Source organism: Mycobacterium noviomagense (assembly GCF_010731635.1).
In the GTDB taxonomy this organism is placed as follows: Bacteria; Actinomycetota; Actinomycetes; order Mycobacteriales; family Mycobacteriaceae; genus Mycobacterium; species Mycobacterium noviomagense.
Window position 1 is genome coordinate 1,672,130 of record NZ_AP022583.1, and the last position, 20,584, is coordinate 1,692,713.

The 20,584-nt window shown below is 65.9% G+C and carries 8 protein-coding genes and 1 pseudogene; 6 read left to right on the plus strand and 3 right to left on the minus strand.

Annotated elements, in window-relative coordinates:
- Positions 1 to 59: 59 nt before the first annotated feature.
- The 4 genes and pseudogenes from G6N15_RS23760 to G6N15_RS07830 form a co-directional block, all read left to right on the plus strand.
- Positions 60 to 1,346 (plus strand): annotated as a pseudogene (locus G6N15_RS23760) (condensation domain-containing protein); the annotation flags it as partial.
- Positions 1,347 to 1,393: 47 nt separating this feature from the next.
- A complete protein-coding gene (locus G6N15_RS23765) occupies positions 1,394 to 11,563 on the plus strand; it encodes a non-ribosomal peptide synthetase (protein ID WP_408632414.1) in 10,170 nt (3,389 codons plus the stop codon).
- A gap of 63 nt (positions 11,564 to 11,626) precedes the next feature.
- Positions 11,627 to 11,860: an antitoxin gene (locus G6N15_RS07825; protein ID WP_083089880.1), complete on the plus strand. Its 234-nt coding sequence runs from the start codon at positions 11,627 to 11,629 to the stop codon at positions 11,858 to 11,860.
- 7 nt (positions 11,861 to 11,867) lie between these two features.
- The gene (locus G6N15_RS07830) at positions 11,868 to 12,305 is read left to right on the plus strand and encodes a type II toxin-antitoxin system VapC family toxin (RefSeq protein WP_083089881.1); all 438 of its coding nucleotides are present in this window, start codon (positions 11,868 to 11,870) and stop codon (positions 12,303 to 12,305) included.
- A 56-nt stretch (positions 12,306 to 12,361) separates the two neighbouring features.
- Here the strand turns inward: G6N15_RS07830 and htpG are convergent, their stop codons facing one another.
- The 3 genes from htpG to G6N15_RS07845 form a co-directional block, all read right to left on the minus strand.
- A complete protein-coding gene (htpG, locus tag G6N15_RS07835; RefSeq protein ID WP_083089882.1) occupies positions 12,362 to 14,287 on the minus strand; it encodes a molecular chaperone HtpG in 1,926 nt (641 codons plus the stop codon).
- Positions 14,288 to 14,392: 105 nt separating this feature from the next.
- On the minus strand, positions 14,393 to 15,208 hold the full coding sequence (locus tag G6N15_RS07840; protein ID WP_232070372.1) for a GAP family protein: 816 nt from the start codon (positions 15,206 to 15,208) through the stop codon (positions 14,393 to 14,395).
- A 141-nt stretch (positions 15,209 to 15,349) separates the two neighbouring features.
- Complete coding sequence (locus tag G6N15_RS07845; RefSeq protein ID WP_083089883.1) at positions 15,350 to 16,192, minus strand: class I SAM-dependent methyltransferase; 843 nt, start codon at positions 16,190 to 16,192, stop codon at positions 15,350 to 15,352.
- Between the two features lie 225 nt (positions 16,193 to 16,417).
- On the opposite strand from G6N15_RS07845, the gene G6N15_RS07850 reads away from it, so the two are divergent.
- On the plus strand, positions 16,418 to 16,606 hold the full coding sequence (locus G6N15_RS07850; RefSeq protein ID WP_139798037.1) for a hypothetical protein: 189 nt from the start codon (positions 16,418 to 16,420) through the stop codon (positions 16,604 to 16,606).
- 2 nt (positions 16,607 to 16,608) lie between these two features.
- Entirely contained in the window at positions 16,609 to 20,580 is a 3,972-nt protein-coding gene (locus tag G6N15_RS07855; RefSeq protein ID WP_083089884.1) for a non-ribosomal peptide synthetase, read from the plus strand.
- The last annotated feature ends 4 nt before the right edge of the window (positions 20,581 to 20,584 follow it).

The following is a 20,584-nucleotide window of genomic DNA, read 5'->3' on the forward strand; positions in this document are numbered from 1 at the left end:
CCGGTTTTGACGGCGCCATCGAGCAGTTCAACCAGACCATGGTGGTGCAGGCCCCGCCCGGGGTGACCCAAACCGATGTGGTGGTGCTGGTGCAGGCGTTGCTGGATCGCCACGCGATGCTGCGCGCGCGCCTCGAACACCACGACACGGCAGGCGGGTGGGTGCTGGTGGTGCCCGAGCCCGGATCGGTCGACGCCCACGAGCGGGTGCACACCGTGGAAGCGCTGTCGGAGCAGGCGTTGGTGGCGGCCCGCTCGGGGTTGGATCCGGCGGCCGGGGTGATGCTGCGCGCGCTGTGGGTGGCTGACACCGGGCGGCTGGTGGTGCTGATTCACCACCTGGCCGTGGATGGGGTGTCGTGGCGGATCCTGCTCGAGGACCTCAACGTGGCCTGGGCCCAGCACCGGGCCGGCCAGCCGATCGCGTTGGCGGCGCCGGGGACCTCGTTTGCCCGCTGGGCCGCCCTGCTGCACGAGCACGCCCAGCGCCCCGAGGTCACCGCCACCGCCCAGACGTGGCGGCAGGTGGCCGGCGCCCCGGCCGTGCTGCCCGCGCCCGACCCGGGGATCGACACCTACGCGACGGCCGGGCATTCCTCGGCGCAACTGGATGTGGAGAGCACCCGGATGCTGCTCGGTGAGGTGCCCGCGGCGTTTCACACCGGCATTGGCGACATCCTGCTGATCGCCTTCGGCATCGCGATCACCGAGTTTGTGGGGGACCCCACCGGCCCGGTGGGTGTTGACGTGGAGGGTCATGGCCGCCACGAGGAGCAGTTGGGTGCGGAGCTGGATCTGTCCCGCACGGTGGGCTGGTTCACCGCCAAATACCCGGTGGCGTTGCGGGTCGCCGGCCTGGACTGGGCGCAGGTGGTCGCCGGTGGGCCCGCGCTGGGGGCGCTGATCAAAGACGCCAAAGAACAACTGCGCGCCCTGCCCGACCCGCTGTCCTACGGGCTGCTGCGCTACCTCAACCCCGGCATCGACCTCGACGACCCCGATCCGCCGATCGGGTTCAACTACCTGGGCCGCCTCGGCGGCTCAAGCTCACCCGAGCAGGCCTCCGAGCAGCTGTGGCGCATCAGCGCCCAGGGCATGTCAAAAATCGGCGCGGCCGCGGCCATCCCGATGGCGTTGGCGCACACCGTCGAACTCAACGCCGCCACCGTCGACACCGAGTCCGGCCCGGCCCTGCAGGCCGGCTGGAGCTGGGCGCCCTCGGTGCTCGACGACACCCAGATCGCCCGGCTCAGCGAGTTGTGGTTTGAGGCGTTGCGCGGCATCTGCGCGCACGTGCGCGCCGGCGGCGGCGGGCTGACCCGTCTGACATCGCCCCCGCCCACCTGAGCCAGCAGCAACTCGACCAGCTCTGCCAGCACCAACCCGTCGCTGATGTGTTGCCGCTGACCCCGCTGCAGCAGGGCCTGCTGTTTCACACCAGCACCACCCCCGCCAGCGGCGACGACATCTACGCCGTGCAACTGGCCATCACCATCACCGGCCCACTGGACCCGCACCGGCTGCGCGACGCGCTGCACACCGTCATCACCCGCCACCCCAACCTGGTGGCCCGCTTCAGCGACCAGTTCGACGAGCCGGTGCAAATCATCCCCGCCCAACCCCAAACACCATGGCAATACCTCCAACTCGACGGCGTCGACATCGACGAACAGATAAACCAACTCTGTGCCGCCGAACGCGCCGAGGTCTACCACCTCAGCGACCAGCCGGCATTCCGGGCCGCGCTCATCCGCACCGCACCCGATGAACACCGGCTGATACTGACCAACCATCACATCGTGCTCGACGGCTGGTCCATGCCCATCCTGCTGCGCGAACTGTTCACCGCCTACTACGGCCAGCACCTACCCGCCCCCACCCCCTACCGCCGATTCATCACCTGGCTGACCCAACGCGACCACAACGCCGCCCGCCAAGCCTGGCAACACGCCCTCCACAACTTCGACACCCCCACCCTCGTCGGACCCGCGCAGAGATTGGGTCTGGGAGCCAAAAGTGTTGCCGCAGTCAACGTTCCCGAACACATCACCCGGGCGGTGAGCGAGCTGGCGCGCCGGCACCAGGTCACCGTCAACACCGTGCTTCAGGCGGCGTGGGCGCAACTGCTGATGTGGCTGACCGGTCAGCACGATGTCGCCTTCGGCACGGCAGTGTCGGGTCGGCCCGCCGACCTGCCCGGCGCCGACTCGATGGTCGGGCTGTTGATCAACACCGTGCCGGTGCGGGCCCGCATCACCCCCACCACCACCCCCGCCGACCTACTCGACCAGCTGCAAGGCACCCACAACCACACCCTCGACCACCAGCACCTGCCGCTCCCCGAAATCCACCGCCTCACCGGCCACGACCGGCTCTTCGACTCCGTTTTCGCCTACGAGAACTACCCGGTCGACGCCGCAGCCCTGTCGGGCGTCGACGGGCTGGCGGTCACCGACATCACCAGCCGCGAATACAACCACTACCCGCTTGGGGTGTTGGCCTTGCCGGGGCGTGAAATCGGCGTTCGCATCGAGTACGACACCGAGGTTTTCGACGCCGCCAGCATCGAACAGCTGATGGAGCGGTTCAAGCGGGTGTTGGCGGCCATCACCGCCGACCCCACCCGACCGCTGTCCTCGATTGATCTGCTCGACGAAGCGGAGCATGCACGACTGGATGAGGTCGGTAACCGGGCGGCACTGACCCGGCCCGCGACGGCGGTGTCGATTCCGGAGGCGTTCGCCGCCCAGGCGGCGCGCACCCCCGAGGCGGTGGCACTGACATGCGGGCAGCATGCGTGCACCTACCGCGAACTCGACGAGGTGTCCAACTGGTTCGCCCACCTGCTGGCCGACCACGGCGTGGGCCGCGGGCAGCGGGTGGCATTGCTGCTGCCGCGCTCGCCCGGGGCGACCATGGCGATGCTGGCGGTGCTCAAAACCGGGGCGGCCTACCTAGCCATCGACCCCACACTGCCCGACGCCCGCATCGACTTCCTGCTCACCGACGCCGCCCCCATCGCCGCAATCACCACCACCGAGCTGCGCCCGCGGCTCGATGGGCACGAGTTGCCGGTCATCGACATCGACGATCCCCGCATCCCGACGTATCCGGGCACAGCGTTGCCAGGCCCCGCCCCCGAGGACATCGCCTACCTGATCTACACCTCCGGTACCACCGGGATCCCCAAAGGCGTGGCCGTCGCCCACCACAACGTCACCCAGTTGCTGACGGTGTTGGGTGGCTATCTGCCGGTTGACGGGGTGTGGGCGCAATGTCATACGTACGGGTTTGACACCTCGGTGTGGGAGACCTTCGGCCCGTTGCTCGGTGGCGGCCAGGTGGTGGTGGTGCCCGACGACGTGGTCCGCTCACCCGAACAGCTTCACGATGTGCTGGTTGCCGAACACGTCGACGTGTTGACGCAAACCCCCTCGGCGGTGGGCGCGCTCTCGCCAGAGGGTTTGGAGTCCACGGCGCTGGTGGTGGCCGGTGAGGCCTGCCCGGCTGAGGTGGTGGACCGCTGGGCGCCGGGGCGGGTGATGATCAACGCCTACGGCCCCACCGAGACCACGATGGTGGTGCTGCTCAGCGCGCCGTTGACGCCGGGCTCCGGGGCACCGCCGATCGGGGCGCCGGCACCGGGTGCGGCGTTGTTTGTGCTCGACGGGTGGCTACGCCCCGTCGCCGCCGGAGTCGTCGGTGAGCTGTATGTCTCCGGTGCCGGCGTGACCTACGGCTACGTGCGCCGGGCCGGGCTGACCGCATCCCGGTTTGTGGCCTGCCCGTTCGGCGGTGACGGCACGCGGATGTATCGCACCGGGGATTTGGTGCGCTGGCGCGCCGATGGGCAGCTGGACTATCTGGGCCGCGCCGATGAGCAGGTCAAGATCCGCGGGTATCGGATCGAACTCGGCGAAATCCAGACCACCCTGGCCGCTTTGGACGGGGTCCGGCAGGCGGCGGTGATCGCCCGCGAGGACCGCCCCGGCCACAAACGCCTGGTCGGCTACATCACCGGGTCGGCGGACCCCGCCGCGGTGCGGGCACAGCTGGCTGAGCGGTTGCCGGGCTACATGGTGCCCGCGGCGATCGTGGCCCTGGATGCGCTGCCGTTGACGGTCAACGGCAAACTCGACACCCGCGCCCTGCCCGCCCCCGAGTACGCCGACACCGCCGGCTACCGGGCCCCCACTAACGCGGTCGAAGAACTGTTGGCCGGCATCTACGCCCAACTCCTCGGCATCGACCGAGTCGGTGTCGACGACTCCTTCTTCGAACTCGGCGGCGACAGCATTTCCGCGATGCGCCTGATCGCCGCCATCAACACCGCCTTGGACACCAACCTGGTGGTGCGCACTGTCTTCGAGGCGCCCACCGTGGCCCAGCTCGCACTCCGTATCGGTGGCGCCGCGGGTCGCGTCGAGCCGTTGACACCGGTCGAGCGACCCGCCGTGGTGCCGTTGTCGTTCGCCCAACAGCGGCTGTGGTTCATCGATCAGTTGCAAGGCCCGTCGCCGATCTACAACATCGCGGTGGCGCTGCAATTGCACGGCACGCTCGACGCCGACGCGCTCGGCCAAGCGCTCGCCGATGTGGTGGCCCGGCACGAAAGCCTGCGCACACTCTTCCCGACGCTCAAGGGAACACCCCAACAGCTGGTTATCCCCGTTGAGAGCGCCGACTTCGGGTGGGACGTCGTTGATGCCACCGGCTGGTCGCAAAACCAGCTCCGAGAGGGTATCGAGACCACGACCCGTCAGCCGTTCGACCTGGCAACCGAGATCCCGCTAAGGGCAAGGCTTTTCAAAGTCAGCGACGACGATCATGTGCTGGCAGCCGTCGTGCACCACATCGCCGCCGACGGATGGTCGATCGCCCCGCTGGTGCGCGACCTGGGTGTGGCCTACGCCAGCCGCCGCCAAGGACACGCCCCCGAGTGGGCGCCGCTGCCGGTGCAGTACGCCGACTACACGCTGTGGCAGCGCGCCCAGCTCGGCGAGCTCGACGACCCCGACAGCCGCATCAACGAGCAGCTGGCCTACTGGCAGAACACCCTGGCCGGCATGCCCGAGCGGCTGGACCTGCCCACCGATCGGCCGTATCCCCCGGTCGCCGACTACCGCGGCGCCCGCATAGCGCTGGAGTGGCCGGCCGAACTGCAGCAGCAGATCGCCCGACTGGCCCGCGAACACAACGCCACCAGCTTCATGGTGATGCAAGCCGCTCTAGCGGTACTGCTGGCCAAGCTCAGCGCCAGCACCGACGTCGCCGTCGGCTTCCCCATCGCCGGGCGCCGCGACCCCGCCCTCGACGAGCTGGTCGGCTTCTTCGTCAACACCTTGGTCCTGCGCGTCGACGTGGCCGGCGACCCCAGCGTCGCCGAACTCCTAACCCAAGTACGCTCCCGCAGCCTGGCCGCCTACGAACACCAGGACGTGCCCTTCGAAGTGCTGGTGGAGCGGCTCAACCCGACCCGCAGCCTCGCCCACCACCCGCTGGTGCAGGTGATGCTGGCCTGGCAGAACTTCGGCGGCCAACCGCAAGAGCTGCCCTTCGCCGATCTTCAGCTCACTCCTCTGCCCGCAGACACCCAGGTCGCGCGCATGGACCTGACGTTCGCCCTCGGCGAACAATGGACCGAAACCGGTGAGCCCGCCGGCATCAACGGCGCAGTGGAATTCCGCACCGACGTGTTCGACCCGGCCAGCATCGAAACGCTGATCGAGCGCTTCAAGCGCGTGCTGGTCGCCCTGACCGCCGACGAGAACCGCCGACTCTCCTCGGTCGATGTCCTCGACTCCGGTGAACACGCCCGCCTAAACACCTGGAGCAACCGCGCAGCCTTAAGCCACCCCACAGCCGCAAAGCAATCGATTCCGGCGCTGCTGGCCGCGCAGGCAGCCCAAACTCCGGACGCAGTGGCGGTCACCTGCGGCGAGCGCTCGCTGACCTACCGGGAACTCGACGAGGCAGCTAACCGGTTGGCGCACCTGTTAACCGCGCACGGGGCAGGCCGCGGGGCGTCGGTGGCGCTGCTGTTCCCCCGCTCCGCCGAGGCGATCGTCGCCATCCTGGCAGTGCTTAAGACCGGCGCAGCTTACCTGCCGATCGATCCCGCGCTGCCCGCCGCCCGCATTGAGTTCATGCTCGGCGACGCAAAGCCGATCGCCGCGGTCAGCACCGCGGAGCTGGCCCATCGACTCGACGGCCACGACCTGCACGTCATCGACATCGCCGACCCGCGCATACCGACCTATCCGGCCACGGCACTGCCTGCACCCGCTGCCGATGACCTCGCCTACTTCATCTACACCTCCGGCACCACCGGTGTCCCGAAGGGCGTCGCCATCACCCACTACAACGTCACCCAACTGCTGGACTCGCTGCGCGCCGATCTCCCCACGGCGGCGGTGTGGTCGCAGTGGCACTCCTACGCCTTCGACGTCTCGGTGTGCGAGATCTGGGGCGCCCTGTTGGACGGCGGGCGGCTGGTGGTGGTGCCCGACGAGGTGGTGCGCTCACCCGCGGACTTCCACGCCTTGCTGGTCGCCGAACAGGTCAACGTCTTGAGCCAGACCCCCTCGGCGTTCTACGCGCTGCAAAGCGCCGACACCCTCGCACCCGAGGTCGCCCAACAGCTGCAGCTCGACGCTGTGGTGTTCGCCGGTGAAGCGCTGGAGCCCCAGCGCCTTCGGCCGTGGCTCGACCACCACCCCGAAGCCCCGCGCCTGCTCAACCTCTACGGCACCACCGAGACCACGGTGCACGCCTCGTTCCGGGAGATCGTCGCCGGCGACGTCGAGCAAAACACCAGCCCGATCGGTGTGCCGTTGAGCCACCTCGGCTTCTTCGTGCTCGACGGCTGGCTGCGCCAGGTGCCGGCCGGCGTCGTCGGCGAGCTGTATGTGGCCGGCACCGGACTGGGCTGCGGATATTGGCGCCGGGCCGGGCTGACGGCGACGCGGTTCGTCGCATGCCCGTTCGACGGAGCGCCCGGAAAACGCATGTATCGCACCGGCGACTTGATGCGCTGGGACGCCGACGGCCAGCTGCACTATCTGGGCCGCGCCGACGAGCAGGTCAAGATCCGCGGCTACCGCATCGAGCTCGGTGACGTCCGCGCCGCGCTGGCCGAGCTCGACGGCGTGGAGCAGGCGGTGGTGATCGCCCGCGAAGACCGCCCCGGCGACAAACGCCTGGTCGGCTATGTCACCGGCACCGCCGACCCGGCACACATCCGCGCCCAGCTCGCCGAGCGGCTGCCCGAGTACATGGTCCCGGCTGCGGTGATGACGGTGGACGCGTTGCCGCTGACCGTCAACGGCAAACTCGACAAACGCGCCCTGCCGGCACCGGAATACAGCGAAACCGATCGGTATCGCGCCCCGGCCAACGCGATCGAGGAAGTCCTGGCCGGCATCTTCGCCCAGGTGCTCGGCGTGCCGCGGGTCGGCGTCGACGACTCCTTCTTTGACCTGGGTGGGGATTCGCTGTTGGCGATGCGTCTGATCGCCGCGATCAACACGAGTTTGGATGGCAGCCTTTCGGTGCGCGCCGTCTTCGAAGCGCCCACGGTTGCCCAGCTCGCACTCCAGGTCGGTCGCGACGAGGGTCGGCTGGCGCCGTTGACGCCAGTGCAGCGCCCGTCGGTGGTGCCGTTGTCGTTCGCCCAGCAGCGGTTGTGGTTTATCGACCAGCTGCAGGGGCCGTCACCGATGTACAACATGGCGGTGGCGTTGCGGCTGCGCGGCACGCTCAACGCCGACGCGCTCGGCCACGCGCTGGCCGATGTGGTCGCCCGCCACGAAAGCCTGCGCACCCTGTTCCCGGCGGTCGAGGGAATACCCCGGCAGCTGGTGCTGGCCGCCGACCGTGTCGAGCTCGGCTGGCAGATCATCGACGCGACCAGCTGGCCGCCCTCCCGCCTGGAGGAGGCCATCCAGAGCGCCGGACGTCACCCGTTTGACTTGTCAATCGAAATCCCGCTGCGCGCAATGCTTTTCAAGGTCGGCGACGACGACCACGTGCTGGTTGCCACCGCGCACCATATCGCCGCGGACGGCTGGTCGATCACGCCGCTGGTGCGCGACCTGGCCCTCGCCTACGGCAGCCGCTGCCAAGGACAGCACCCCGCGTGGGCGCCGCTGCCCGTGCAGTATGTCGACTACACGCTATGGCAGCGCGCCCAACTCGGTGATCTCGACGACCCCGACAGCCGCATCGCTGCCCAGCTGAATTACTGGCAGGACGCGCTGTCCGGCATGCCGGAACGTCTGCAGCTGCCCACCGATCGGCCCTATCCCGCGGTCGCCGACCACCGCGGCGCCCAGGTACCGATCAACTGGCCCGCGCAGCTACAGCAGCAAATGGCGCACGTAGCCCGCGAACACAACGCAACCACGTTCATGGTGCTTCAGGCCGCCCTGGCGGTACTGCTCTCCAAGATCAGCGCCAGCAGCGACGTCGCAGTCGGGTTCCCGGTCGCCGGCCGGCGCGACCCAGCCCTCAACGAGCTGGTGGGCTGCTTCGTCAACACCTTGGTGCTGCGAGTGGACCTGGCCGGGGATCCGAGCGTGGCCGAGCTGCTGGACCATGTGCGCGCGCGCAGCCTCGCCGCCTACGAGCACCAGGACGTTCCCTTCGAGGTGCTGGTGGAGCGGCTCAATCCCACCCGCAGCCTCGCGTACTCCCCGCTGATCCAGGTGGTGCTGGCCTGGCAGAACTTCGCCGGGCAAGCAACCGGCGCTGCCGGGATGGCATTGGGTGATGCGCAGGTCACCCCGCTGCCGGTGGACACCCACACCGCCCGCATGGATCTGGCGTTTTTCCTGGGCGAACGTTGGAGCGAAACCGGCGAGGCCGCAGGGATTTCCGGCGCGGTGGAATTCCGCACCGATGTGTTCGACGCCGCCAGCATCGAAACGCTAGTCGAACGGTTGCAGCGGGTGTTGACGGCCCTGACCGCCGACCCGGCCCGACGGCTGTCCTCGGTGGATCTGCTCGATGCGGCCGAGCAGGCTCGCTTGGCCGAGTGGGGCAACCGGGCGGTGTTGAGCCGTCCGGCCGGCACATCGGTGTCGATTCCGGAGTTGTTCGCCACGCAGGTATCCCAGGCACCCGATGCAGCCGCGCTGACATGCGAGGGGGTTTCCTGGACCTACGGCGAGCTCGACGAGGCCTCCAACCGGTTGGCGCACCTGTTGGCCGGCCACGGCGCAGGCCCTGGAAAGTGCGTCGCACTGCTGTTCCCCCGCTGCGCCGAGGCGATCGTGGCGATTCTCGCCGTCCTCAAGACCGGGGCCGCCTACCTGCCGATCGACCCGGCGCACCCGTCGGCGCGCATGGAGTTCATGCTGGCCGACGCCACGCCCGTCGCCGCGGTCACCACCGCCGAGCTGGCCGACCGGCTGGACAGCTCCGAGCTGCCGGTCATCGACGTCAACGACGCCGTCGTGGACACCCAGCCCGCCGCGGCGCTGCCCGCACCGGCCCCCGACGACATCGCCTACCTGATCTACACCTCAGGCACCACGGGTGTCCCGAAGGGCGTGGCGATCACCCACCGCAACGTCGTCCAGCTCATGGGGAAGCTCGACGCGCCCCTACCACCGAGACAGGTGTGGACCCAGTTCCACTCGTTCGCCTTCGACTTCTCGGTCTGGGAGATCTGGGGCGCGCTGTTGCACGGCGGTCGGTTGCTGGTGGTGCCCGAGTCGGTGGGGACCTCACCGGAAGACGTCCACGATTTGCTGGTTGCCGAACAGGTCGATGTCCTGAACCAGACACCGTCTGCGTTGGCGGTCCTTTCGCCGCAGGGGTTGGAGTCGACGGCGTTGCTGGTGGGCGGGGAGGCGTGCTCGGCCGAGCTGGTGGACCGCTGGGCGCCGGAGCGGGTGATGATCAACGCCTACGGCCCCACCGAGGCGACGGTGTGGGTGGCGATGAGCGCACCGTTGACGGCCGGGGCGGGTGCGCCGATCGGCTCGCCGCTGTCGGGTGCAGCGTTGTTCGTGCTCGACGAGTGGTTGCGGCCGGTGCCGGCCGGAGTGGTCGGTGAGTTGTACGTCGCCGGTTCCGGTGTGGGCGTTGGGTATTGGCGGCGATCCGGATTGACCGCGTCGCGGTTTGTGGCGTGCCCGTTCGGTGGCACCGGCGCCCGGATGTATCGCACCGGCGACTTGGTGTCGTGGGGCGCCGACGGGCAGCTGCAGTACGTGGCACGCGTCGACGAGCAGGTCAAGATCCGCGGCTACCGCATCGAACTCGGCGATATCGAGGCGGCGCTGGCCGAGCTCGACGGAGTGGAGCACGCGGTGGTGCTTGCTCGCGAAGACCGCCCGGGCGACAAGCGCCTCGTCGGCTATGTCACCGGCACCGCCGACCCGGCCGAGGTTCGCGCCGCGCTGGCCGACCGGTTGCCGCCGTACATGATTCCGGCCGCGGTGGTGGCCTTGACGGCACTGCCGCTGACGCCCAACGGCAAACTCGACAAACGAGCTCTGCCCGCACCGGAATACCGGGATGTCAACCGTTACCGCGCCCCGGCCACCCCCACTGAGCGGATCCTGGCCGAGATCTACGCCCAGGTCCTCGGGATCGAGCGCGTCGGGGTCGACGACTCGTTCTTCGAGCTCGGCGGGGACTCGCTGTCGGCGATGCGCCTGATCGCCGCGATCAACAGGGCTCTAGATACGCATCTCGCGGTGCGCACCGTGTTCCAGACGCCGTCGGTGCGCGGCCTCAGCCAGCAGTTGGCCAGGCACGACAGCGCAGCCGAAGTGGTGCCAGTCGAGGTGCTCAAGGAAGGCACGGGTGTTCCGCTGTGCTGCATTCACGAAGGTACCGGGATCAGCTATCCCTATCGGGGCCTGGCCTATTACCTGGATTGCCCGATCATCGGCATCAACCAGATTTCGCATAACGGCGAAGCGAAACCGCGGTCGATCCGCGACATGGCGAAGAACTATGCGGATCGCCTGCAGGCCCTGTATCCGGCTGGGCCGTACCGGATTCTCGGCTGGTCGTTCGGCGGCGTCGTCGCGCACGAGCTGGCCATCGAGCTTCGCCGCCGGGGCCACGTCGTCCAACGGCTGATCATGCTCGACCCCGTGCACACCGCCAATGGCTCACCGGCAGAAGAAACTTCAGAAAAACACCAAATCGAGAGCCACATCCTTGAGCGCTTCTTGCAGATGAGCGGTATCTCCATTCCCGAACAGTTGGAGCCGCTCACCTATGAGCAGGCAGAGGACCTCGTCCACCAACACCGCGAAGCGGTGGAGCTGGTTCTTCCGCCGCGAGAGCTCTTCGAGCACATGGTCCAAAGCGCGCACGCCAACCAGTTCTATCTCTCCGAGCACGTTCCTGACGTGTTCGACGGCGACGTGGTCATATTCTCTGCCGCGCAAAGCGAGAACGGTTCATCCCACGTCCACAAGTGGCGGCCTTACGTCGCCGGCGACATCACGGCCTACTCGGTCGACTGCACACACAACGACATGATGAGCAGCGGATGCCTTAGTACCTACGGCGAGCAGCTCAAGGTCACACTAGAGACCTGAGCGGCGCGGTCAAACCACCACGCCCGCGTTGATGTGTTTTCGATACACATGTAAATTCGATGTATGATCCGCACCCAAGTCCAGCTACCCGATGAGCTTTACCGCGACGCCAAGCGCGTCGCGCGCGAGCACGAAATGACCCTTGCCGAAGTCGTCCGTCGGGGGCTTGAGCACATGGTGGAAATTTATCCGCCCCGCGACGCGGCGTCCGACACATGGCAGCCACCCACGCCGCGCCGGCTCGGTTCGTTTCGAGTGACCCAAGAGGCGTGGCGCGAGCTCGCGAACGAGGCGTGACTCGCCCGTGCTCTCGATCGATACCAATCTCCTGCTGTATGCCCAAAATCAGGATTGCCCCGAACATGCCGCCGCCGCGGCGTTCCTCGTCGAGTACGCCGGTCGGACTGACGTCGCAATCTGTGAGCTGGTACTCATGGAGCTGTACCAATTGCTGCGGAACCCAGCAGTGGTGACGCGACCGCTCGATGGCCCCGATGCGGTGGAGATATGTCAGACGTTCCGTCGTAACCGGCGGTGGGCGCTCATCGAGAATGCCCCTGTGATGAACGAAGTGTGGGTGCTGGCGGCCACGCCCGGAATTGCCCGCCGACGCCTGTTTGATGCCAGGCTGGCGCTGACACTACGCCACCATGGAGTAGATGAGTTCGCTACTCGAAATATCAACGACTTCAGTGACTTTGGCTTCTCCCGCGTGTGGGACCCGATAATGACCGATCACTGACCAGTGCAGGAACGACCATCGGCAGACGGCGTTATTTGACGCTGCAGTACCGTCTCCTACATGGTCTTAGCCAGGCGATCGGCCACCAGTCCGGCGAACTTCGCCGGGTCCTCGGGTACGTCGCCTTCCGCGAGAACTGCTGTGCCGTAGAGCAATTCGGCGGTTTCGGCCAGTGCCGGATCGGCGCCACGATCGTTGTAGGCCTGCTGCAGGCCGGTGACGAGCGGGTGCTTGGGGTTGATTTCCATGATCCGCTTGCTGACGGGGACCGGCTGCCCGGAAGCCCGGTACATTCGCGCCAGCGCGGGGGTGATGCCGAAGGTCGGGGTGATCAGGCAGGCCGGCGACTCGGTCAGCCGCTTTGACAACCGAACTTGCGAGACGTGGGCACTCAACGTCTCGGTCAACCATGTCAGCAAGCCGGCGAAGTCTTTCTCCTGCTGCTCGCGTTCCGCTTCGCTCTTTTCGTCCTCGGACTCGAGGTCGATCTCACCCCTGGCCACCGACTGCAGCGGCTTGCCGTCGAACTCGCTGACCTGCCCCACCCAGATCTCGTCGACCGGGTCGGTGAGCAGCAGCACCTCGTAGCCTTTCGCCTTGAATGCCTCCAGATGCGGTGACTTCAGAAGCTGCTCCCGCGAAACGCCGGTGGCGTAGTAAATCTGCTCCTGACCCTCCTTCATGCGCTCGACGTACTCGGGCAACGTGGTGGGCTCTTCGTCGCTGTGCGTCGAGGCGAACGAGCACAGACGCAACAGGGTGTCCTGGTTTTCGAAGTCGGACATCAGGCCCTCTTTGAGCACCCTGCCGAACTGAATCCAGAACGTGCGGTAGTCGTCGGGCCGCCCGGACTGCATGTCTTTGATCGCCGAGAGCACCTTTTTGGTCAGCCGTCGACGGATCGCCGCGATCTGCCGATCCTGCTGCAGGATTTCGCGGGAAACGTTGAGCGACAAGTCTTCTGCGTCGACGACGCCCTTGACGAAGCGCAGGTAGTGCGGCATGAGCTGGTCGCAGTCACCCATGACGAACACCCGCTTGACATACAGCTGCACCCCGACCTTGGCGTCCCGGTTGAACAGGTCGAACGGGGCGATCGAGGGAATGAACAGCAGAGCCTGGTACTCGAAGGTGCCCTCGGCCTTCATCGGGATGACCTCGAGCGGGTCGTCCCAGGCATGAGCGATGTGCTTGTAGAACTCCTTGTACTCGTCCTCGGAGACTTCGTCTTTGGACTTGGCCCACAGCGCCTTCATCGAGTTGAGGGTCTGGTTTTCGATGGTGACCTGCTCTTCGCCGCCCTCCTCGCCGGCCGGTTCTCGCCGCTCGACCTCCATTCGGATGGGCCAGGCGATGAAGTCGGAGTACTTCTTGACCAGTTCCCTGATCTTCCACTCCGCGGTGTAGTCGTGCAGCCCGTCCTCGGCGTCTTCCGGCTTCAGGTGCAGCGTCACCGACGTTCCCTGCGGCGCGTCGTCGACGGATTCGATGGTGTAGGTGCCGTCACCGCTCGAGACCCATCGGGTGGCGTCGCTTTCGCCGGCCTTGCGGGTGAGCAACTCGACTTTGTCGGCCACCATGAACGTCGAGTAGAAACCGATACCAAACTGGCCGATCAGCTCCTCGGAGGCGGCGGCGTTCTTGGCGTCACGCAGCCTCTGGCGCAGCTCGGCGGTACCCGACTTGGCCAGCGTTCCGATGAGGTCCACGACCTCGTCGCGCGTCATACCGATGCCGTTGTCGCGAACGGTCAGAATGCGGGCTTCTTTGTCCACCTCGATCTCGATGTGCAGATCGGAGGTGTCGACGTCCAGTTCCTTGTTGCGCAGCGATTCCAGCCGCAGCTTGTCCAGCGCATCGGAGGCGTTCGAGATCAGCTCCCGTAAAAAGGAGTCCTTGTTGGAGTACACCGAGTGGACCAGCAAATCCAACAGTTGGCGCGCCTCGGCCTGAAACTCCAACTGCTCGGCATGGGCGGTCATGCGATTCCCTTCGACAACATAGCGTTCGACTACCGATACTCAGGAAAGATCATACCGAGCGCGTCACGCACCAGTGCCCGCAGCAACGCGATGAACAGCGTCAGGTCAGGCGCTGGTCAGTCCGACGACCAAGAGCCAGGCCCCGCCCACTGTGCACATGGTCACCATGATCTTCCGGCGGTGTGTGCGCGCCCAGTCGTGCAGCCGTTCCACTAGCGCTTGGGTTTTCGCCGGCCGGGCCAGGTAGCAGCCGAGCGCCATCTCGACGACGACAAGCACCCCGGCGACAAACGCGATGGCGGAGCTGACCTGCGTGCCGATCGCAGCTCCCGTGGCGACGATGAGAGCGACGACGTAGAGCATCTCGTCGGCTCCCGGCCCCCCGAAAAGAAAGCCGATCACCCATGAGACCCACAGGGATCCGTTCGCCCACGCATTGCGGACGCGGCCGAGCAGTCGCCGGATGGCAGATCCGCCCTCGGTCGGCTCGTCCTGCGCGGGCGTTAGCAACCGCGCGATTGGGGGCGGCGTGGCCGAGTCGCGCACCAGAGTCGACGTGGCGCCCACGGATGCCGGCACCTGCGTACGCTGACGCCGACCCATCAGCGACCGCACGACCGTCACTGCGGCAACCGACAGCACGATCACACCCAAGCCGACTTGAATATGTCGGACGACGGAACTCGCGCCCGTTCCCGGAGTGGCCACATCATGCACGACAGTTCTAAACCGTGGTGTGACATGCAGTACCAGCAGCGGGACCACCAGGCACGGAATACTTACCATCAGGCCGCCGAGCCCGTAGACCAGAAGGTTTTGCACGGGCCGCGGCCGGGAGATCACCAGAAGTGTGAGCCCGACACGGATGGGATTGATCCCGGTGAAGAGCCCTAACCCGAACATCAGCAGCGCGCTCCCCACGGTCGGAAACCCTACCGGTTGGTCGTTGTCGGTTGGCTTCTTTTCAAGCTTCCCTGGTTGTTTCGTGACAGCTGGCGCACGGCGGAGCACGGATGAGGTCGGCTACCCGTCGCCCAGCGGGAGAGGACCTGCTGGGGCTAGCTAGTCGGCGAGTTCAGCGCGAAGGCCGAAGTTCGTCATCACGATCTGTCTGTCGACGCTTTCAGAATCAGTCACAGGCGTGCTTTTTGCGTCTTGCCATATGACGACCAGGTCCGAAGAGTCCGGACCAAACCCTATCTCCGCAGGATCGTACGGAATCGATTCGGCATAGATCCTGCTTAGTGTCGGAGAGCTGTCGAATATGTTGCCCCACACCGGGTTGATGTAGACAACCCAAATGTTGCTAGGCCCCGTTCGTAGAGCGGACTCAATGCGCGCCAAGAGCTTTGTGACCAGGTCTTCGCCAAAAGGGTTGTACAAAAAAATGACAAGCTTGCCGCCGGGAAGTTCGTAATCGAGAGCATCCCCGTTGACAACGGTTATCGGCGGCCGCTGCGGCCAATTCTGAGCGATCACACGAGCATTCTCTTGAGCAACTTTCGCCAGCTCTGGCGTTATCTCCACACCTACGACTTCTCGAAAAGGAAATTCTGAGGCCACTACTAAAGCACGTCCTTTACCGCACCCCAGATCGAGGAAAGTGGCGTCATTGTGGAGCGGGAGAATGTTCAACGCCCGGCGAACGATACTCGGTTGCACGCCGAGATACCCGACGTAAGCCGTGGTGTCTTTGAGAGAATACCCGAGCCGAAGAACGGATCCGGGCAGAGCTCCGCTCGTTCTTACTCCGTATTGATTGTCAAATGGGTGGACGGGAGCTAAACGCATCAGCCTTTTATCGTAGTAGTCAAAAAGCACTCGACGGATCGGCTCAAAACGGGCAGCAAGCTCGATGCTGCGAAAAAGCCACCTGGCTGGTCTGGGTAGGCTAGTCGCCTGCATATAACCGCCTCACGTGATGCGCGCCCGTCTTGTCTTGGCCGATAGCCAAGCCTTCCCAGCAGATTAACGGAGGAAGCTACAGGCGCAACCGGTTACGCGGATGACGAGAACTTCGAGATTGCCCACGAGTGTAGTAATAAGAGATCGGTGATCTTGATGCGCAATATTTGCGCCGGTTCGTGCGAGTCATAGCGTCCGGGCTGGCATGAGGTTATCGTTCGTGATGTGTTTGCGGCGGCGGCTTTGGCGTGGCGACGAGTCGACGGCGTGCAAGCAGTTCGTCACGGAGTCAGCCACATGCACATGAGCTGCGAGCACGCCGACGCGCCCGGCACGAAGGTGCAAACGGTCGGCGGCGGCATCGCCGACGCCGCCCGCGCCATCGCTCGGGCTGGGCCTAAGGCAGTGGGTTAACCGTGGCATCGCCAGAATCGGGCCGGAACGGGGCGGCTGCTAAGGCTGTCCAAGCGCTCGGTGGGCACTCCACGGCCGAGACGCATTCGGTCACCGCGCGACCAGAATCGGACTTGCTGCCACTGTCGATTGCGCAAACCCGGGTCTGGTATCTGACCCAGCTGGCGCCGGACTCACCGGCCTACAACGAGTTGATCACGATCCGCAAGGCGGGCCCGCTCGACGTGGAAGCGCTACGCCGTGCGCTCACCGAGGTGGTCGCGAGGCATGAAGCATGGCGCACCACGTTCAGGACCGTTGACGGCGTGCCTCATCAATTTGTCCGGGACGCAGCGGATCTCGACCTGCCGCTCACCGATTTGTCAACCCTGGGGCGCGAAGAGGCTATTCAGCGGGCCGCCGAGATCGCAGCGGCCGACGCGCTGCATCCGTACAACCTTGTCGAGGGGCCACTGATTCGCCCGAGGCTGATTCGCATCACCGAGGCTGACCACCGGCTCCAGCTAGGACTACACCAGCTGGTTTTCGACGGGCCAACGTTGCAGCGCGTGCTGTTCCCAGAGCTGATAGCCCTGTACGGAAGCTACGCCGGCGGCCCGCCGTCGTCGTTGCCCGACCCGCAGGCACAGTACGCCGACTACACGATGTGGGAACTCGAGTGGGTCCGCGCGCCTGAAGTAGCTGGGCGAATCACCAACTGGCGCAAGCGGATTGCTGACAGCACGCCGATTCAGGTGCCACTCGATCACCCCCGGCCACCGCATCAGAGCTTTGCCGGCGGGACGATCCCGCTGACGATCGAACACACCACCGTCGAAGGGCTGCGTGAGGCGGCTCGGACCGCCGGCGGCACCCTGTTCCACGCGTTGGCCGCTGCATACGCGTGGTGGCTACATCTTTACGCCGACTCCACCGACGTCGTCTTCGGCAGCATGCATGATCTGCGCGAACGTAACGACCTGCGGGCGGTGGCCGGCCACTGCGTCACCCCGGTGGTCCTGCGGTGTCATGTGTCGGGCGAAGAGACCTTCACCGCCTTGGTGGACCAAATTCGGCGCGTGGTCACCGAAGCGTTCAGCGAGGTGGTTCCGTTCGATACGTTGGTGGCCGGCCTGGGCGTACCACGAGATCCGCGCAGCGATCCGCTTTTTCAAGCCGCGTTGCTGTTTGAGCCGGCGATCACGTCCGCGGCTGATGGATGGTCACTGCACGTGATGGACGCCGATGTTCGCGATGCCGTGGGCTCGGCGAAGTTCGACATCAGTTTCGAGCTGGACGAGCGGCCTGAAGGACACATCGCCGGCGGACTAGCCTTCAGCACCGATTTGTTCGACCGTGAGACGGCGCGCGAGATGGCGTTGCATTGGCGTCGCCTGCTCGACGCTGTCGCCGCGTCGCCTGGCATTCCGATGTCCGACCATGATCTGGTCAGCCCAGATGAGCATCGCTGTCAGCTCAGCTGGAATCGTACGAGCGAACAAGGTATTTCGTCTCAATGCGTGCACCAGATCATCAGGTCCCAGGTCGAACAGACACCCGACGCGGTGGCGGTACAGGTCGGCGACACGACACTGACCTACCGACAACTGGACGACCGCGCGGCAGCCATTGCGGCACGGTTGCTGCAGGAGGGCGCAGGGCCCGACACGGTGGTGGCGGTGCTCCTCGACCGCACGCCCGACCTGGTGGCGGCCATTCTGGCAGCCCTCCGATCCGGCGCCGCCGTCCTCCCGCTGGACCCTCGTCAGCCCTCCACCCGAAACGCCTTCTGCATCAACGACGCCGGCGCGAACATCGTTCTCACCGACAACCAACTGCCCGCCACCGCGGACGCGGTCACGGCAACCACCATCAAGCTCGGCGATCTAGGGCCGCATAGCTATGGCCAGGATGCCGATTCCCGCGCAGTGTCTTACGACGACGTCGCCTACATGATCTACACGTCCGGTTCCACGGGTCGGCCCAAGGGCGTGATGATCGAGCATCGGGGCGTCGCAAACCTGATGCACACCATGTTTCGTGAGTTCGGTGTGGCTGACTCCGACACCGTGCTCTCAGTGGCTTCCATCAGCTTCGACATGGCGCTGGGCGACATCTTTTGTGCCCTGGCGTGTGGCGCACGCATAGTGCTGGCCACGGCGGCGCAGGCGACGAATCCCTCTGCGCTTGGCCGGCTTATCGCCGAGAGCGATGCGACCTACATGATGGCGACACCGACCACCTGGGGAGCCCTGCTCGGTGCCGGCTGGCCCGGCAGCCGTCGTCTCACCGTGGTGTGCGCCGGCGAAGCGCTCAGCGACGGGCTGGCCGCGGCGCTGCTGCAACGGTGCGCAGCGGTCTGGAACGCCTACGGCCCCACCGAAACCACGGTCGTCACAAACGTCGCGCGGCTGGCGCAGGGAGACACTGTCACCGTAGGCAGACCATTGCCGAACGTGCGCGCGTACATCACCGACTCCCGCGGGCGGCTCCAACCGATCGGAGTGCCCGGCGAGATCGCCATCGGCGGTGTGGGAGTGGGCCGCGGCTACTTCAATCGCCCTGACGAGCATGCGCGTCGATTCGGCGACGACCCGTTCCATGGCGGCGGGCGGCTCTACCGCACAGGTGATCGTGGCAGGTTCTTGCCCGATGGGCGAATCCAGCATTTGGGCCGCTACGATGAGCAGCTCAAGATTCGCGGCTTTCGCATAGAGCCGGGCGAGATCGAGTCCATCTTGTGTGAGCACCCAGACGTGGGGTCATGCGCGCTAGTCGCTCGCGAGGCGTTCAACCGCGAACAACAGTTGGTCGCATATATCGTGGGCGAGCCCGGCCACCCAAGCGACGCCGAGGCGCGCGAATGGCTGCGTCGCCGCCTCCCTGAATACATGGTCCCCAGCGTGTTCGTGCATCTGAGCGAGTTCCCCACCACCGCAGGGGGCAAGCTCGACAAAGCAGCGCTGCCCGTACCGTCGCGGTGGGCAACAGCCCGCGTCGATTCCGAGCCTCCGCGTAACGACACCGAAAAACGCGTCGCCGCGCTGTGGGCCAATCTGCTGGGCAGGCCGGTCGCCGACGTCCATTCGGACTTCTTTGATATCGGCGGTCATTCCCTGCTGGCCGCCCGCCTGATCTCCGAAGTTCAGCGAGTGTTTGGTGTGGCACTGCCCCTCACGGCTTTCCTCGATAACGGCAGGACCGTCGCAGAACTCGCCGAGTTAATCGGTGCCGAAAACCCCAGCGCTTACGAAGCATTAACCTTCGAGCCACCGCTGCATTTCATCTCCTCCGAAGCCGTCTCGGCCATGAGTCTGAGACACTTCACGGCGCAGTGGGGGCGTGCACAGCCTATCCACGCGTTGATTCCCGAACAGCCGGGTGGACGCTTCGATAGATCTGTAACCATCGAACAGCATGCCAGCCAAGCCATTTCGACGATCCGCAAGCGGCAGCCGGAAGGTCCGCTTGCGTTGGCCGGTTATTCGCTGGGGGGCCTCATAGCCTATGAGGTGGCTCGTCAGGCCGTCGCTACCGGCCAGCAGGTCAACTGGCTGGGCATTGTCGACACTGTGGCACCACCGCTGCGGGAGACGCTGACGTTGCGATGGCAGCGTCGCCGGTTACGCCAACAGCCCGCGCGTGAGCGCTGGGCGAAATACGCCGAAGTCGCGCTGCAGGTGCTGCGCGCCGGCCCGAGTTCGCTGTGGCGAAGCCGCGACGACTTTGACTATGGCGGTGCCGTCAATCTCGTATTCCGCTATCAGCAGGCGGGCCATGAGGTGCCGCTGCACCTCTTCGTGAGCGAGGTCTCTGCAGACTATGCCGAGGCAAAGTTATTGGGCTGGGACGAATTTCACAAAGGGACGTTAACGGTGGATCGTTTTGCTGAAGACCACCTTGCCCTGCTCGATCAACCCGCGGTGGAGCAGCTTGCACGGAGGATGCTCAAGTCGATTCGCCACGCAAGGACAACGTTCGACGTGCGGTACTGACCCC

What these genes read in the sequence shown, in the direction of transcription:
- G6N15_RS07825 (WP_083089880.1), top strand. Translation starts at nt 11,627, where the DNA reads ATGATCCGCACCCAAGTCCAGCTACCCGATGAGCTTTACCGCGACGCC.
- htpG (WP_083089882.1), bottom strand. Translation starts at nt 14,287, where the DNA reads ATGACCGCCCATGCCGAGCAGTTGGAGTTTCAGGCCGAGGCGCGCCAA.
- G6N15_RS07845 (WP_083089883.1), bottom strand. Translation starts at nt 16,192, where the DNA reads ATGCAGGCGACTAGCCTACCCAGACCAGCCAGGTGGCTTTTTCGCAGC.